The sequence below is a fragment of the Limnothrix sp. PR1529 genome (assembly GCF_002742025.1).
In the GTDB taxonomy this organism is placed as follows: domain Bacteria; phylum Cyanobacteriota; class Cyanobacteriia; order CACIAM-69d; family CACIAM-69d; genus CACIAM-69d.
Genome location: NZ_LIRO01000119.1, coordinates 25,098 through 43,227, shown reverse-complemented (window position 1 = coordinate 43,227; position 18,130 = coordinate 25,098). Strand labels below are relative to the sequence as shown.

Annotated in this window: 7 protein-coding genes and 1 pseudogene; 3 read left to right on the top strand and 5 right to left on the bottom strand. The window is 58.1% G+C overall.

The genetic code is table 11. From position 1 onward, the window contains the following. A pseudogene (locus AMR42_RS20670) lies at positions 1-799 on the top strand (hypothetical protein); the annotation flags it as partial. A 64-nt stretch (positions 800-863) separates the two neighbouring features. On the opposite strand, the gene AMR42_RS16740 reads toward AMR42_RS20670, so the two are convergent. Beyond that, a complete protein-coding gene (locus tag AMR42_RS16740; protein WP_099534795.1) occupies positions 864-3,926 on the bottom strand; it encodes a hybrid sensor histidine kinase/response regulator in 3,063 nt (1,020 codons plus the stop codon). A gap of 34 nt (positions 3,927-3,960) precedes the next feature. Between AMR42_RS16740 and AMR42_RS21420 the strand changes: the two genes are divergently transcribed. Beyond that, positions 3,961-4,092, top strand: coding sequence for a hypothetical protein (locus tag AMR42_RS21420; RefSeq protein WP_255407562.1), 132 nt, complete (start codon positions 3,961-3,963; stop codon positions 4,090-4,092). Here the strand turns inward: AMR42_RS21420 and AMR42_RS16735 are convergent. Next, the gene (locus AMR42_RS16735) at positions 4,089-7,619 is read right to left on the bottom strand and encodes a GAF domain-containing protein (protein WP_099534794.1); all 3,531 of its coding nucleotides are present in this window, start codon (positions 7,617-7,619) and stop codon (positions 4,089-4,091) included. The genes AMR42_RS21420 and AMR42_RS16735 overlap by 4 nt on opposite strands. A gap of 188 nt (positions 7,620-7,807) precedes the next feature. On the opposite strand from AMR42_RS16735, the gene AMR42_RS16730 reads away from it, so the two are divergent. Then, the gene (locus tag AMR42_RS16730; RefSeq protein WP_099534793.1) at positions 7,808-8,008 is read left to right on the top strand and encodes a hypothetical protein; all 201 of its coding nucleotides are present in this window, start codon (positions 7,808-7,810) and stop codon (positions 8,006-8,008) included. Here AMR42_RS16730 and AMR42_RS16725 read toward each other — a convergent pair. The 3 genes from AMR42_RS16725 to cobJ form a co-directional block, all read right to left on the bottom strand. Next, entirely contained in the window at positions 8,005-12,696 is a 4,692-nt protein-coding gene (locus tag AMR42_RS16725; protein WP_099534792.1) for a chemotaxis protein CheW, read from the bottom strand. The genes AMR42_RS16730 and AMR42_RS16725 overlap by 4 nt on opposite strands. A gap of 600 nt (positions 12,697-13,296) precedes the next feature. Continuing rightward, complete coding sequence (locus AMR42_RS16720; RefSeq protein ID WP_099534791.1) at positions 13,297-14,787, bottom strand: response regulator; 1,491 nt, start codon at positions 14,785-14,787, stop codon at positions 13,297-13,299. Between the two features lie 1,425 nt (positions 14,788-16,212). Further along, positions 16,213-18,114 (bottom strand): precorrin-3B C(17)-methyltransferase, encoded by a 1,902-nt coding sequence (gene cobJ, locus AMR42_RS16715; RefSeq protein WP_099534790.1) that lies wholly within the window; start codon positions 18,112-18,114, stop codon positions 16,213-16,215. Positions 18,115-18,130 lie beyond the last annotated feature (16 nt).

The window sequence follows — 18,130 nt, the reverse complement described above, 5'->3', positions numbered from 1 at the left end:
CCCCACGCCGGCCGCTCCGCTGAAACCCAGCAATGCCAAGCCGCCCACTGCGCCACCCACCCGACCGGCTCCCAACGGTCAAACGATGTTTTGGATGGAGCAGGCTCCCCAGCGGGCGTTTAATTTGCAAAAAGATTTGCCGGTTTATGCCCAAATTTTCCAAAGCCCCACCTCCATGGGTGTGGTGGCTGTGGGAGTGGCCGAAGGAAACTATCGGTTGATGGTGCAAAACGGCAGCTTGTTTGTGCAGCCCACGCCGAACTATTACGGCCACACGGATCCGGGCAATTTGTCTTGGGGGCAGCGGGTCACCAACTACGGGGCTTGCAGTGACCAGGGCCGCAGTGGCGGTAACTTGGCCGTGGCCGATCGCGCCTGTGTGGAGCGGTTGTCTGGGCGGTTGCCCACGGCCCTCACGGATCTGTATGCCGCTGGCATTGATCCCTACGAAGATTTGCAAGCCTTGGTCAACGCGATCGACCTGTATAACCAAGCCAGCCCGGTTCACTCCCGCTGGTTTCCCCAGGCCTTGGCGATCGCTCGGCGGGGGGGTCTCTCGGGGCTGGAGGCCTATGCTTGGGCCCGAACGGCTTCCTTTTATTTAGACAGCAACGATCGGTTGGACATCCGCAACGGCACGAACCGGGCTTCGGGCCTGTTGGGCATTTGCTCCCGGGAAGGTCGCGCCGTCACGCAGTGGGAATGTGTCTATGCGGATCAGGCCCGTCGCGTCCAGGCGATCGCCACCACTTACCAGAGTTTCTTGAAGCTGGCCACCAACAAGAGTCGCCGGAGCTAGGAGCTGACTGGTTTTTGCCCGATCGCTCCATGGATGATTGAGGTGATTGAGGTCACCCTTAGGCCTAAACCACTGCCGCCGCTCGATCGCCCGTTAACCGTTCAATGCTGGCCACCAACTCCGGCGTAACGTGGGGCTTCAGCATATAGTCTGCGGCCCCCAAACTCAGGGCCACCTGTTTATATTGCGTGCCGCTACAGGAAGTCAGCAGGATCACGGGCACTTGGGCGGCGTTGGGATGCTGGCGGCGGGCGTTTAAGAACTCTAAGCCCGTCATGCGCGGCATTTCGATATCAGAAATGACAAGATCAATATCGGAGCGCTGCCGAAGCTGGGTCAAGGCTTCCAACCCATCAACCGCTTGCACCACACGATAGCCCTGGCGCTCCAGGGTCAGGGTCAAAAGGCGGCGCTCGGTGTCAGAATCTTCCACCACCAGCAAGGTTTTGCTGCCTTGGGCGGTGGCGGGACTGTGGGGCGCGATCGGGGCATTGGGCAACTCAGCGGGCAATTCCGGCGCGATCGCTGGCGGGGCGGCGGGCTGGGGCAACTCCGGAGGCGCGGCAGCAACGATCGGCACGGCCTCGACTTGGGCCAACAGTTCGTTACCGTCGATCGCCAAGACCATGCGCCCATCGCCCAAAATGGTGCAGCCATAGATGTAGCGCGGGGCGGGCAGGGCTTCCGACAGTTGCCGCAACACCAGTTCCTGTTCACCCACAACCCCATCCACCTCGATCGCCACGGGGGTGTCACCGGCATCCATCAACAGCAAGGGCGCGAGGCGATTGCTCAAAAATGGCGTGATTGCGCCCATGTCCGATCGCAACAGGCCCGGAGCCAAGGAACTGTAGCGCATCAGTTCCGCCAGTTTGCGAATGGGAATGGTGATTTCGGGATCTTCGCTGCTGGCTCGCCACCGCAAAATCCGCTGTCCCCCGAGCATTTGGGTTTGTTCCGGTTGAGGAATCAGAATTTGGCGGACGCTTTCTGAGGGCAGAGCATAGGCCGCGCGATCGGCCTGGCAAACCAACAGGCGAGCGGTCATCAAACTCAGGGGCACGCGCAGAATGAAGGCCGTGCCACGCCCGGGACTCGATTGGATGGTGACGGAGCCTTTGAGGGATCGCATTTGCGATCGCACCACATCCAACCCCACGCCACGCCCAGACAAATCGGTGACTTTATCGGCAGTGGAAAAGCCCGGCTCAAATAGCAAATCCAAGAGGGCTTGGTCTGAGGTGGCTTGGGCCCGATCGGGCGTGAGCCAACCGCGTTCGATCGCCTTCTGTCGCAGCCGTTGGGGGTCGATGCCTTTGCCATCGTCGGCCACCCAAATCAACACATGGTTGCCCTGTTGTTGGGCCCGCAGCTCGATCGTCCCTTCGGCGGGTTTGCCCCGATCGCGCCGTTCTTCCACCGCTTCAATGCCATGGTCAAAGGCATTACGCACCAGATGTAGCAGGGGATCATAAAGCTGCTCGATCGCCACCTTGTCAATGGCAACCCGCTCCCCCACCACTCGCAAATGCACCGTTTTGCCATAGCGGGCGCACAGTTGCCGCACCAGGGGCCCGAAACGATCGAACACGGCCGCCGCCGGTTGCATTCGGGTATCCATCAAACTGTCGCGCACCTGACCCAATAATCGGCGTTGTTTGTCGAGGGTGGTGGCCGTTTGTTGGGCATAGCGTTCCACCACTTCCGCCGTGGAATCTAGCCGCTCGGCACTGTCGAGGGCCGCATCGATCGACTGTTGCAAAATCAGATCGTTGGCACTGGTGACGGCGGGAGAACCATTGAGCGATCGGCGATCGGTGGGACGCTTTTCCAGTCGATCGCGTGCTTCCGCCAGCAAGCGACGGTGTTGGCGCAGGCCTTGGCGAAACCGTTCCAGGGCCGATCGCAACTGTTCATCCTGCAAACTTTGACGATTTTCATTAATCAACAGCTCCCCCACCAGGTGTTGCAGGGATTGCAGCCGATCGATCTCCACCCGAATCAGGGGAGTTGGGGTGAGCGGTTTGCTGTCCACCCGTTGCGGTTCCGCCGATCGGGCCGGTTCCGGAGTTCCACGGGGGGCCGTTTCCGCCGTCACCAAGGGGGCAGGCGGGGGATTGGGCGGGGCCGGAACCGGTGCGGCAACGGGCGCTGGAGCAGGTGCGGCAACCGCAGGCGATCCCCCAGCGATCGGGGGGGCAGGTGTGGGAGCTGGCGGGGAATCCGTGGTCAGATCCAACGTGCCATCGGTCAAATCCAACCACCCGGCCGGCATCTCATCACTGAGATCCATGCTGAGATCCAACGTGCCATCGGTCAAATCGCCCAGGTCTCCCGGTTCCGGCTCCTGACCCGCCAGGGCCGCCAATTCCGCCGACACTTCGCCGCCTTGGGTGCGATCGCCCGCCAAAACCGCCTCTTGGGCCGCTTGCCAATTGCTTAATACGGCCTGGGCCACCACCAAGGGCCGATCGCCCTGGTGAGCCACGGCCTGGAGTGCCGCCTCCGCGATCGCCTGGAACCCCGGCAGCCCCAAGGATTCCCCTAATCCCGTAAACACCTCCGATTGGGTGGCCACCGTTTCCAAGGCCGCCGGCCCATCCCCCGCCGCCACCAGCGTCGCCAACTGATCGATCCGTTCCTTCACCCCCGTTTCAAAAATCGACTGCACCAGGTCAAACCCCAGTTCAGCGGAGGTGGGCAACTTTTGTTCGCGCTCAAAGCAGTCTCCCAACAGGGTTTGGATCCGGGCAAAGGCATCGATCGCCTGATCCAACACCTCTTGATCGGCCTCCCGTCCCTGTTCCCATTGGGTGGTCAGGGCCAAGCGCAAACATTCATAGAGCTGAAACAACAGCCCCTCCAGTTCCACCTCCACTTCCGCTTCCGGGTCAAACAGGGCCCGAAACACGTCCTCCATGTGGTGGGCGATCGTGGAGATGGTTTCCAACCCCACATTGGCGGAAGCCCCCTTCAGGGTATGGGTGGCACGCATCAGGGCATGGATCCGCTGTTTCGAGGGATCGTCGCGCAGTTGCAACAAATCCGTCTCGATCGATCGCAGCAGGTCTTGGGACTCACTGAGGAAGTATCCGTAGGCTTCCTCGCGGATGGCGGGATCGAGCATAGGGGGCTACCGGAAACGACCTGGTTTTGGTCTGTTGGAAAAACGAACGGGGGTTAAGCAAAGCAGCAACAGGGAGCATCGGGGGCAACCGAGGCGCAACCGAGGCGCAACTCAGGAGCGGCGCGATCGCCCCCCGGCGATCGGGGCTAAGGCACTCGGCCGTTAGTTGACCTTGAACCGGCCCACACTGGCTTGCAGCTCTTGGGACATGGCCAACAGATCCTCAAAGGAAGCGGTCAGGGCCACGGAACTGGAAGAGGTGCGATCGGCGATCGTCGCCACCTCCGTCATCGTGTGGGCCACCGCTTGGGCCTGTTGGGTTTGGCTGGCGGCGGCTTGGTTAATGCCCTCCACCAACTGGCCAATTTGGGCCGTCACATCCACAATTTCGCTCAGGTTCGATCGGGTATCGCTGACCAGATTCGTCCCCGCCACCACCTGCTGAATCCCCGCTTCCATGGCCTGGGCCACCGCCTGGGTTTCCGCCTGAATCTCTTCCACCAGGGCCGCAATTTCCGTGGTGGCATCGGCCGACTGGCGGGCGAGCGATCGCACTTCATCGGCAACCACCGTGAAGCCACGACCATATTCCCCGGCGCGCGTTGCCTCAATGGCAGCATTCAGCGCCAACAGTTGGGTTTGGGTGGTGAAGTTGCCAATCAGGCTCACGATCTTCGAGATCTTTTGGGACGATTCGCTCAGGGACCGAATCTTGCGCCCCGTTTCCGCCACCGTGTCCCGAATCGACAGAATGGCATCCACCGTCCGGTTCATGGCCGCGTCGCCTTCCTGGATTGTGTTGGTGGCTCGTTGCACCGCCTGGGTCACCTGCTGGGCGTTTTGGGTCACGTCCGTGCTAGCTTCTGCCATGGTTTGCACCCGCTGCACCGCCTCCAGCAGGGCCCGATATTGTTGCTGGGCTTGGTTAGACAGCTCACCAATGGCGCTGGAACTGGTGGTGGAGGTATTGGACACCTTGGCCGCCGTTTCTTGCAGCTTCACCACAATCTGTCGCAGGCTTTGCAGGGTGTTGTTGTAGGCATCGGCGATTGTGCCCACTTCGTCTTCGGTAATCGGCGCGCGCACGGTGAGATCCCCTTCCAGGGCCGGCCGCACCGCCATCAGCAGGTTCAGGGCCTTCTGTTGCAGGGCTTCGCGGGCGGCCTTGTCCCGTTGGGCGGCCTCTTCCACCTGGGCCGATTTCCGCTGCAATTCTGCCAGGGTTTCCGCCTGCTTCAGGGCGATGCCCAACTGTGCCCCCACCTGGGCCACGAATTCCACTTCTGAGGTTTCCCACTGACGCGGGCCGCTGTTTTGGTAAACCGCCAGCAGCCCCCACAGTCGATCGCCCTGAAAGATCGGGGTAATGGCGTAGGCGCGGGCTTGGAACCGTTCCAGCACACTCAAATAGCAGGGGGTGAACCCGGCTTTGTAGATATCAGGAACCACAAAGCTTTCGCCTCGGGCATAGCGGCCCCCTTCGTTTTCTTGAAGGTAGGTGTCTCGCACTCGGCCGGCGTTGGCGGGGCGAGCTTGGGTCAAGCTGTTGATGGCTTCGCAATCGCTCATTTCCGTTTGGACACTGCCATCGCTGTCGGGAGAGTCCAACAGCCGCAACCAACCGGGGCCGACGGATTCCGCCATGAATTGCCCGCTCCAGTCAGGCTGGAATTGATAGATTCCGACCCGATCGACCTCCAGAATTTGGCGCAATTCCGTGGTGGTGGTGCGGAAGATGGTGCGGATGTCCAGGGAAGCACGAATTTTGTCGATCGTCGCGGAAATGGCCTTATTCCGTTCGGCAGATTTTTGGAGCTGGGCCGCTTGGGTTTTGAGCTGTTCCACATACTCGGCCTGTTGCAGGGCCAAGCCCAGTTGGGTTCCCAACCGAGACAGAATCTGCCCTTCCAGTTCTTCCCACTGGCGGGAGTTGCTGTTTTGGTAAACCGCCAACAGGCCCCAAAGGTCATTGCCCTTGAAGATCGGGGCGATCGCGTAGGCCTTGGCTTGGAACTGCTCCAGCAGGTCAAGATAGCAGCGGCTGAAGTTGGCTTGGTAAATGTCGTTGACCAGCAGGGTTTCGCCTTGGCGATAGCGACCGCCCTGGTTGTCTTGCAAATAGCTGTCTTCGACGCGGGCCAGGGAGCGCCCGCCCCGTCGGTTGTTGCCATCCCGCAGGCCAGCCCCATCGCGATCGAGCAGTCGTTGCCAACCGGGGGTGACCGCTTCGGCCACAAACTCGCCGCTCCAGTCCGGATCGAACCGGAAGATGCAGGCGCGATCGGCCTGGAAAATTTGGCGAATTTCCTGGGTGGTGGTGGCAAAGAGGCTGTCAATATCCAGGGATTCGCGGATTTTGTTCATCACCGTCAGCAGGGCGCGGTCTTGCTGCACATTGCGCTCAAGCTGTAGTTTTTGATCCTGAAGCTGCTTCAGATATTCCGCCTGTTGCACCGCCACACCCATTTGCTGGCCCATTTGGGTCACCAGGTCGGTTTCTTCCGGCTCCCAACTGCGCACCCGATCATTTTGATAGACCGCCAGCAGTCCCCACAGCTTATCGCTGGCAATCACGGGAGCGATGATGTAAGCCCGGCATTGGAACTGTTCCAGCAGTTTCAGGTGGCAGGGATCGTAGTCTTGGGTTTGGATGTCCGCCACGGTCAGGGTTTCGCCGTTGATGTAGCGGCCGCCTTTGGTGCGCTCAAAATAGCTGTCGCGGAAGGTTTTGCCCAACAGCGGTTTCCAGCCCCGACCCACGGATTCCGAGACGAAATCGCCGCTCCAATCGTCGCTGAATCGATAGACGGCGGCGCGATCGCACTCCAACAAAATCCGCAGTTCGTCGGTGGTGGTTTGCATAATCGTGGCCAGATCCAGGAATTGGTGAATCTTGTCCACGATCGTGGCGATCGCCCGTTGGCGGGCCACTTGTTTTTGCAGTTTCTCGATCGCGCTGAGCTGGGCAATGCTGCGGCTCACCTGATCGCTGGCATATTTCACCAGTTCCGCTTCCAGGGGACTCCAGGGGCGCGGGCCGCTGTTTTGATAAATGGCCAGCAACCCCCACAGTCGATCGCCCTGGAAAACCGGCGCAATCATGTAGGCTCGTCCCTGGAACCGTTCAATGAGCTGCACATGGCAAGCGCTGAGGCCACCGCGATAGATGTCCTCGCATTGGTAAACATCCTTGGTGTTGTAGCGGTTGCCTTGGGTGCTTTCAAAGTAGGTGTCGCGGAAGGTGTTCCCCACCAGGGCCATCCAACCGGGGGCCATGGATTCGGTGATGAATTCCCCAGTCCAGTCGAAATTGAACCGGTAAATGGCCACCCGATCGGCCGACAGTTGCAACCGCAATTCTTGGCAAAGCCGCCGCAGCAGTTCATCCAAACTTTGGCTGTCTTCGATGGTGCGATCGATCCCATCCACCGGTAGGCGGTTCCCGCTGGCCGCTTCCCCATCGGTGGTCACCAGGGCCGTGCCGATCGACTCCGCAAACTGCTCAATTTGCTCCATCTTTTCCATCACGAATCGATCGGGCCGGCCCGATCGTTCCAATTCCGCCTTCAGGGCATCGACTGCATCTTGGAAACGGCGCAAATCAGGAGCGGGGCTATGTTCAACGGGGGGAGTGCCGTTGCGGGCCGGGCGATCGTCACGAACCGTGCGCGAAGCATCAAAGTAAGCAGTCATAGGAATTTAGGCCAGAGAGCAATCGGAAAAACAGAGAGTCAGGGAGCCGTTACCAGTGGGCCCGCCAGGCCGCCAGCCAAGAGACCAGCAACCATTCAGCAGTTCCCCATCACGGTGGAAATCACGGCCACACTGGGGCCCTCGGGGCAAGGGGAGCCAAGCAACATCAAGCAAGGGAACGTCAAGCCATGTCCAAAAACATGAAGCAACATCAAACAATCAAACAAAGTTACAAAGGTTGCAAAAGTTACAAAGGAGCAGAAGCGGATTTGAGCAAAGGTGAGTTGGGAAAACAGGCTCAGGGCTGGGAAATTTCCCAGCAATGGCGGGGCAGGATTGGCGCGATCGCCCCGAGGGCCAATCCCAATCCCGATGGCCAAGCGTCCTAGCCGGCCTGTTGGGCGCTGGCCCTGGCGATCGCGCTGGGGTTCAACACCATACTGCTGGCCTCGCTGAGGTAGCCCTGAACAAAGGGCAAGAGCCGATCGGGAAACAAACCCGCGCTGGGCGGCTGAACATTTGGAGAATCGTGCCACTCGATATCTTCAATTTGGGGCACGACCAGCCCCAGATTCTGGCCATCACACTCCAGAACAATGGCGATGGCGGATGAGGTGGCCGTCAAATCCGGCGCAATGGCCGGAAAACCCACCAACTGGTTAAGGTCGATCGTCCAAATGATTTCACCGCGCCAGTTGTACACCCCTAAGACCGATTCTGGCATATGTGGCACGGGCAGAATGTCCGTGGCCGCAATTCGCAGCACTTCCCGCACCTCATCGATCGGGAGCAGGGCCGTATCCTCAAAGCCCAGGTGAAAACGCAGGAAACGCTGGCCATCGGTACTCAGGGCGCTGCCGGCCGACCTGGTGGGCAGGTTCAAAATGGCGGATCCGTCGCCCTGTTGCAGCCATTGGGCGAGCGGATCCAGGGGGGCGCTGGGTTCCGGCTCCGACGAGGCGATCGGGGCTGGCTCGGCCGCCTCCACCACCGGCAAGGGCGGTTCCGGCTCACGAACCGATTCATCTACCAATTCACGAACCGGCGCAGGCTCGAAAGCCACCGCTGCCACCGGAGCCGCAGGCACTTCAGCGGCGGTGTCGGCGGCTAGGGCTTGGTTAGCAATGTCCACCAGGGCCGCGAATCCTTCATCCCCAAAGAACCCCGAAGGCTCATCGTCGTCATCTCCGAAAAAGCCCAAGGGTTGATCGTTTTGATCCAAATCTGGGCCCAAATCTGGCCCCAGATCGGGTTCCGTATCGAAGGCGATGACGGCGGGGGCTTCCGGCAGCGACTCCACCAATTCCGGCAGCTCCGGCAGTTCCAGTAGTTCCGGTAACGGCTCGGCGGGGACGGCGGGATCGGGTTCCGGTTCCTCAGGCAAATCCAGAACATCGGCCAACGCTGGTAACGCTTCTGATAATGCTTCTGAGTCGGCCGCTTCAGTCGATTCCGTCAAGGCAGGAGATTCGGTGGCCTCAACTACCTCGGTGGGTGCAGCCGCTGCGATCGGCTCGGTGGATGCCGCTAACTCGGCCGCTGGGACAGATTCAGCAGGTTCCGCAGGGGCGATCGGGATAGGCTCCGGCTCGCGAGGGGCAGCCGACGCGCCATCGCCCAAGGATTCCGCCAGGGCCAGCAGCGCCGATCGGGGATCGCTGGATTCGGCTAATAACTGTGCCACCAAATTGACCAAACCGCTGCGCTCATCCGAAACAACGGAAGATTCCGGGGATTGCACCGGTTCGATCGGGTCGGGTAATGGTTCGATCGGCTCTGAATTCACCGGCTCTAGGGATTCGGTGAAATCCGCTAGGTCATCGGATAAATCATCGGTTGGATCATCTAAATCATCTGACACAACTTCTTCAGCCAAATCAGTTAATTCAGCTAGATCATCTTCATCAACATTGCTTGGCTCGATCGGGTCTGATAAATCGGTCAAGTCTGATAAATCATCTGGCTCAACTTCCTCAGCCAAATCAGTTAATTCAGCTAGATCATCTTCCGCTAATTCATCGACTAAATCATCGGCCACCACCTCGGGAGAAGCTGGCTCGATCGGGTCAGTTACCTCAACGGCCGTTGAATCTAAATCGGCCAAATTCGATAGATCAGCCAGATCTGACAAATCAGATAAATCATCGGATAGATCCGAGAGATCCGAGGAATCGATCGCCTCTTCGGGTTCCACCCAATCCAGCGATTCGGATTCAGCATCTGCTGATTCAGCTAATTCAGCACTCTCTGCCAATTCGTCAACAATTGCGGCCGATTCAGAAATTACTGCCGATTCCGGGTCTGTCGATTCAGTGGAGGCCGCCGCTGCGGGAGGTGGTTCTGGTGGGGGAGCGATCGGCTCGGGGGCAAAGCCAGCCAAACGGGCGATCGTGGCGATCGCGGCGTTCAGATCCAAATCGCTGCGATGTTCTGCCAGTTGGGTCAGTTGCGCAATGGTGCTGAGGGCTTCCCGAGGGCTGATGGTTGTGGGTTCTGCAATCAGTTCCGCTGCGGCCGTGCCAGGTTGTGCGATTTCTGGGTCTGCACTGGCTGGTGGATTGGTTAGATCTTCACCCGCTGAATCTTGATCAAGCTGGCTTAATTCATCATCCAGTTCATCGCCAAATTCATCGCTCGTTAATTCATCATTCAGTTCGTCACTCAGTTCATTGACCGTTGATTCATCACTCAGCTCATCGCTTGTTAATTCATCGCTCAGTTCATCACCAAATTCATCGCCTGTTGATTCATCGCCCGTTAATTCATCACTCAGCTCATCACCAAATTCATCGCTTGTTAATTCATCACTCAGTTCATCACCAAATTCATCGCTCGTTAATTCATCACTCAGTTCATTGCCAAATTCATCACTGAGCACATCACCTGTTAACTCAATATTTAGTTCACCAGTCAACTCATCACTGCATTGATCGTCAAGTTCATCACTGGTTAATTCATCATTCAGTTCCCCGATCGGGTCAGCCTCTTCCTGAGTGAGTTCTGCAATTTCTGGTGATTCCGGTAGCTGATCTAGAGTGATTAACTGGTCAGAGTCCTGCGCATCAATCAAATCAGTCGAGTCACTCAATTCATCTGATTCAGTCAAATCCAATTGCAGATCATTGAGGTCTTGATCGATCGGTTCGGGATCAGTTAGTTCCTGAGTTTCTGGATCAACGAGTGCCGAATCCAGTAATTCTGGATTGGGTAATTCTGGATCGGGTAATTCCAGATTCGCTGAATCGATCGCGGCTTGCTCTCCTTGATCTAAAGGTTCTGAGGAGGGTTCGGGCGATCGATCTGAAGGGGGTGGTTCCGGCGCTGCCACCGGGGGCGGACTGGCCAAGGCACTCAACCGGGCGATCGCCGCCAACGCCGTGTTCACATCCGCGTTGGGATGATGTTCCACCAACTGCACCAGACTGCTGATTGCGTCGGTCACTTTTTCAGCGATCGTTTTACCGCTGTCTGAGGCGATCGCGGCCAAAACTGTCCCGATCGGCTCCGATTCTGGCTCTAGCTCTGGCGTTGGGGAAATTTCCGTTGGCTCCGTGGGCGGCTCTGCGGGGTCGATCGGGTCGATCACTGTTTCTCGATCGAAGTCCAGGCTCGCCCCATCATCCTCCAATGCATCAGGGGATTCCAGCAAACCTGCCGTTTCTTGTGCCGCATCTGCCAAGGGATCCAGCAGCTCGGAATCAGCCGCCAACTCGGCCACCAGTTCCGCCGCTTCATCGATGACTTGATCGATCGTTTCGTCGATCATTTCATCAATCGCGGCATCGCTGGCGAACTCATCAATCGGGTCTTCTGAGTCGATCGCCGGTTCCACCAAGGTTGGCAGCTCAGGCAAGGAGTCGATCTCCGGTTCCGGTTCTGGAGCCACGGCCTCAGCGTTGGGTTCCGCCATCCCTTCTTCTTCGATCGCGGCCCAGTCGGCTAACTCGGCTTCGGTGAGGGCCAAGGCATCCGGATCCAGGCTGAGGGTCTCCGGTTCTAGGTCGCTGGTTTCCTCTGAGGGCAACGAATCCAGGACATCGATCGCCCCTAAATCCTGTTCATCCACTGCGAAATCGGGTTCCTCGGTTTCTGATGCGAGTTCTGGTGCTGGCTCTGGCTCTGGCGGTGACTCAACAATCGCCAGCTCTGGTTCTGTGATGGGTTCCGGCTCGGGTGGTGATTCGAGGATTTCCACCGGTTCAACGGCCGGCGCGATCGACTCCGCAGCACTTAACTCCGCAGCACTTAACTCGGGAGCTGCCAACGGCGATGGAGCGATCGACCCCACAGCCGTGACCAGGGAAGCGGCGGCTTTTTCCAGGGTGCTGGCCAAACCCGTCAGGGCGGCCAGGGTGGCTTGCAGTTGGGCTGCTTCAGTGGGAATGGGCAACGGTGGCGTTGGTACTTCTTCCGGCGTAATGACTTCCGGCGTGCTGACTTCCGGGGCGATCGGCTCTGGGGCGATCGGGTCTGAATCCGGTCGGTCAAGATCCGTTACCGCTGACTGATTGCAGTCCTCAGTTACATCTTCGGTTGTGTCTTCTCCCACCTCGATCGCGGGTTCAGGATCGATCGCGGGTTCCGGTGGGGCCACCGCAACCCCATGACCATTCTGGGACTCCGGCCCAGCAACGTCCGACAGGACAGCCAAGGGCGAATCGCTGATCAAGGCCGCTACGCCATTGGCCATGCTTTGCACCTGGGACTCCAAGAAGTTGACGATCGGGTCTGTTTCCTGATCGCCACTTTGGCCATAGGGCAAGGGCGGCAAGTCGATGTGATAGCACCATTTGGGCGATCGCTCATCCAGCGCTTGGCCGCCCACTTTCACCGATTGGATCACGGCCCGGTTCAATCCGGCCACGGCCAAATCCTCGATCGCCGGCTCAACGGTTTCCAAGGCCAAGCGGGCCGAAGGAGCTTGCTCACTGGCCAGCAGCAGATATAAACATCCCTCCTTCAAGGCCGCCTTCACGGTAATGGTCGGTTCCAGTCGATCGCGAATGAGCAGGGCGATCGCCTGGGGGTTGGCATCCAAAGCCTGCTGAATCAATGCGGTTTGCTGCTGTGCGTCCATCGCCCACGTTCTCCCACATCCAAAAACCCAATTTTTAATTGGCCGTCCTGGCCCGCCTCGGCTGACGCTTCGGCCGGAACCCGGCCATGGTGCAGGCCCCGGCCCATGAACAATCCATGGTTCAGTGTCCCGAACCCGATTATTTCTCTCAATTCCAGGCCCCACGGGCCCAATGGCAACCCCAATCGCACACCCTGATCATTGCCGGACTGATGCCTAATCACTGGTTGATCAATTCAATTAGCTGGGATTGGTAGCTGGGATTGGCTTGATCATCGGTTGGGTCATTGCTTAGGACATCGGTTGGATCAGTAGTTTTAACTTGCCCCGATCGCCCCTGTTTGATATCGATCTCGCAGCTTTCAAATTGTCAATTTCCTGCAAGAATTGTGGTTTTTTGTTGATGAACCTCAAGCTGAGCCTCAATCCCAATTCAGTGCAAATGAGACTCAATCGGCTTGATTTTTCATGGCTTACCGATCCGTCTGTTGCATCCGTCTGTCTCAACGGATGAACTTAAACCCCAATCCCCACACAGTCCCCACATACAATTCCCACATCCCGATCGGGCGTAGGTGGCAACCCCATACAATCCTTTCTCTATTGTTTCGCCAAAACTCCAAATTCATAGCGATTGTTGAGCATTTCTTCACCGAGTAAGTATCGATTCAGGGGGCCGGCGTTGTTGGGTTGAATGCCAGCGGCGGGGGCCGGATGCCAGCCACCACCATTGCGCGGCGGTGTGGGGAGGGTGCCTGCGGTTGTTGGCGAGGGTTGTGGTCGTTGGGGATTGTCCTGGGGTGGCGGTTGCAATCGATCGGGCAAATATTGCTGAAGCAGCGCAGCCACCTTTTCCAGGCGCAGAGGCTTGGGCACAAACACCGAAGCCCCAACCAGCTTGGCCCGCACCCGGTCGATCGCCCCGCGATTACTGGTGACAATCGCGATCGGCACATTGGCCAACAGGTTCACCCGTCGCAACTGGGTACAAAGCTCATAGCCATTCACAATCGGCATCACCAAATCCAGCAACACCATATCTGGTCGCTGCTCGATCGCCGCCGCCAAGGCCCTTGTCGCCTCCGTGATATGCACAAACCGACAACCCAAACGATGCACCACGGGGCGCAGCAGCTTGCCCACCATTGGATCATCGTCAATCAACATCACCAAGGGTTGTTCAGAGTTGGGGCCTTGGGTTGCTGGAGTGGGCTGGGGTGTTGGGGTCTGGTTCGCCGCCGGCCCACCCGATCGCCCTGGAGCGGTGGCGGCTCTGTCCCGGGGCACTGCGGACTGTGCGGGCTTAACTGGTGCTGCTTGCGGCGTGAACAGCAAATTCAGCACCGTGTCCGCCGGGCGATCGTCCAAGGGCAGAAAATCCAAGCCCCCACGCTCTACCAAGTGATGCAGCAGATGCACGACGATCGACATGGGCTGTTTCATCACCAGCGAGACATCCCAGGTCGATCGTTGACCATTCAGCAACGGAGCCAACGTTAAAAACGTCGATCGGTCATTTTGAGTTGTTGCGGACGGGGACCAATCCAACTGGGCCAACTGCGGCGCGCGATCGGCCTGCTCTGGCGACAACCCCACCGACTCCCACCGTTGCAGCAACTTCACCACCAACTGCATCACCGTCAACAGGGCCTCACTGCCGAGCAACTGTTGCGCCACCGCCCGCGTGTCCGGCAAAGCGGGCACATACTTATCCCAGTGAGACACCACCGTGGGATCGCTCGCCGCCGCAAACAGCACCTCCTGAGCCACCGACTCCAGCACCGAGTGCAACTGGACCGGTGTGACTTGACCCGCCAACAGCGCCGTCGCCAACCACCACACTTCCCATAGGGGCCGTGCCGTTTCCGTCAGCGGAACCGGCTGCAAATTCACCCCCGATCGCTTCAGGGCCCGTTGCCAACGGCGAATCCGAAACTGCTCATCGATCGCCCACAACAAGCGACCCTGCAAAAAAATCAAGCGCCAGCGACTCGGCCCCCGCTCCAGCACCAACACCCCCGAAGCCCGTCGCTGCACCACCGTCGCCAGTGTCCGCGACACCTTTGTCCATCCCGTTGCTGCTTCAGTCATCGATGGACACTCCCAATCCAACCCATTGACCCATTTGACCCATGGCTAATTGATCACGACGCTCCCGTCGTCCTCAAATAATCATTCGAGAATCATTCACCAATCACCGATTCCTCAGACCATTCATCGATCCCATTCATCGATCGCTGGCCAATTCCTTGGCCCTGGACTCACACCCCCAATTCCACCCCGATCATCCTTAATGCTCCCTTGCGAACCTTAATGACAGTCATGAAACCAACCTTCAACCCAATGGCAACCGCTGCGCCAGTTTTGCCCAAAGACCTGAAGCTTTACGACAGGCCCCGCAAAATTGGCACAGTAGTTTGATCTTGGTCTTGAGTCAGTTTTCAGGGAATTTCTGCCGCTGTAAAACTGATTCCGTCTGGGCGATAGATTCCTGAGTGATGGTCAACTTTGCTCGCCAAATTGCTTGATTTTGCTAATCAATGGCGATGAACCCAAAGCCGATGTGAATGTTATGTATTAATTGATACTCCAAATTCACCTCCTACTGAACTGATTTGAGAACAGGTTGAGCAAGCTCAAACGTTGTCGTGGTCTACAAACAGTCGCCTAGCAGCAATCGGGAAATTTACCGAAGAAATGGCGAGAGTTAACCCAGAGATCATGAGGACATATTCAATTATTAAATAATAATTTAATTGATTTCAAACGGTTATTAACTTTTCTTGATGATCGTGTTGGCTTCGGATCTGCTCTCTCGCGTCTTTCGCAGACTAAAACCGCTCCTCAGAACAGTTTAGGACTTGCCGGCTAACATATGAATGATTGGTATTTTTAATCCACTGGTTGCTTGGATGTTTACCAGATCTGTCTTTAAGGAATTTTAGATTTTTTTCATGTTTACAAAAATCACTCATGATCAAGCGATCGCTCGACCCACTCAGGGAATAATTCTCAAGAGATTAGTCACCCAAAAGCAATTGAATGATTTAGAAAAAATTCCCAAGAAATATTGATTCTATTAATTTTTTGCGCATTTAAACCCACCAACAAGTCAAGCTACCGCATAACTTGCTGCGCCTAATTAGCAAATCATGAATGGAACTTTATTCCATGCGATCGCAACTCTGGTCAGTTTAAGTTTTCACCAATGCTGCCAAGGCCTAAAACAATGACGAAAAGTGTTTTTTCAGAAAGCTGACCAAGCGTCAATTTTGACACGCTGGTCGCGACTGGAGCAGATTGACCAGCAAAATGCGGTCGATATGCTCAAAATTCCGCCAAAATGAGCCGATTGCCCTTTTTCGATCATTCCCAGGTTTTTCTTTGCATCCTGCCACTTTATTCAACCTTCAAAGATTGGTCGAAAAGCGAAGGAATTGTGGAGCAATGATGAAGGAGATCGCTAATTTTGGGTCATTTAGGGCATTTTGAATGAGACCCCAATTCAACTTCTCATCAATCGGTGGCGGGGGCTGTGGCGGCAAGGATCCCATTAGCCACGGCATAGCCCCGGGGGGTGATCACCTTGCCGCTGTGGGTGAAGGTGCTGGCGTTGCCAATTAAGACGACGGTGAGCATATCAATCGCCTGTAAATCAACCGTAGCCAAGGTGGCAATGGTGATTTGTTCGTCGGGCCGGTGGAGCGATCGAGCCAGAACCACGGGGGTTTCGGGCGATCGCTTGGCTCGCAAAATCTCGAAGGCCGTTTCAATTTGGGTTTGGCGCGTTTGCGATCGGGGGTTATACAACGCCACCACAAAGTCTCCGGCCGCCGCCGCCTGCAACCGCTGCACAATGACGGGCCAGGGCGTGAGCAAGTCCGACAGGGAAATGGCGCAAAAATCATGCATCAGGGGCGCACCCACGCGGGCGGCGGCCGCTTGCAGGGCTGTGATGCCGGGCAACACTTCCACCTGTGGAGTCTGGCCGTCCCAATGGCGGGCCGCCAAACATTCCAGCACCAGCCCGGCCATGGCATAAATTCCACAGTCGCCAGAGGAAACCACAGCCACCCTTAGCCCCCGTTCCGCCAGGTCGATCGCCCGTTCAGCACGCTGCTTTTCGCGGGTAATGGGGCTACCTTCAATGATTTGCCCCGGATGCAGCAGGGGGCGCAGCAGGTCTAGGTAGAGTTGATAGCCAATGATTACGTCGCACTGGCTGAGGGCGGCGCGGGCGGCGGGGGTGAGCTGATCCAAGGAGCCGGGGCCCGTACCAATCAGCCACAGCTTGCCCAGGTGGGGGGTATATTCCCGATCGGCCCGGGCCAGGGCGATCGTGCAAGCGCCGGAGCCACCGTTGGGGGCCCGAAACACCTGTTTTTCCCGGATCAGTTCGGCTCCGTCGGCCGCCAACCGGGCCGCCGCTTCCGCCACCGAGGGCGTGCCCACCTCTGAGCGCACCACCTCCGAAGGGTTGGGCACGGCGATCGGGGCCAGGGCGGCGGCGGTGAACCAACGGGCGGCCAGATCGAGCCGATCGACCAAAGCCAGCAACCCCACCTCATCCTGTTTCAGGTCGATCGAACCAATCCCGGCGATCGCCTCCGGAGCTAAATCCGCTTGCTCCAATACTTGGGACAAGGCCGCTGCCATCTGACCTTCGGGGGTGTGACGTTCGCAACCAATGCCAACCCAAAGGGTACGCGGATGCCAGGCCACGGCGGGCAAGGGCAAGGGCGGCAAGGGGCGATCGCTAATCCAAACGATCGCCCGCAAATTGGGGGGCAACTCGTCCAAATCCACCAAGTCCGCTTCCGACAGGAGCACAAAGGGGTGAAACTCCGGTAACTCCTCAATCCACAGATTCCAGCCGCAGGTTTGCACCACGCCCACGGTCTCGAACCGGGCGATCGCGCTGGCCACCCCCAGCCAATCCCCTTGGCCCCGTCGCCAACCGTAGCGATCGCCCAACAGATCGATCGCCGGGAGCTGCTGCCCTTCGGCGGCACTGGTAATCACCGGCTCCACCGCCAACAGTCCCGCCACCTGCCGGGTCAAGGCATCAGCCCCGCCCAAATGTCCCCCACAAAGGCTGATCACATGGTGACCCGTTTCATCAACCACCACCACGGCCGGATCGGTGCGTTTGTCTTGCAAATGGGGGGCGATCGCCCGCACCGTGGCCCCCACCGCCAACACAAAAATCAGCGGTTGCCCCGCTGCCCAGCGATCGGCCACCAGGGACCGAAAGTCTTCGTAGGTGCGAAGGGCATTCTGGGAACCCGCCGCCGCACTGCCCCGGGCCGCATCCTTCGTCCAAATCACGGAGCCGGGCAGTCCCGCTTGGATTTGTTGGGCCAACCGCAGACCGCGAGGCGTGGGCGCTAGGATGGCAACGGAAGGGCGATCACTCATGGGTTGGGTGCCAGGA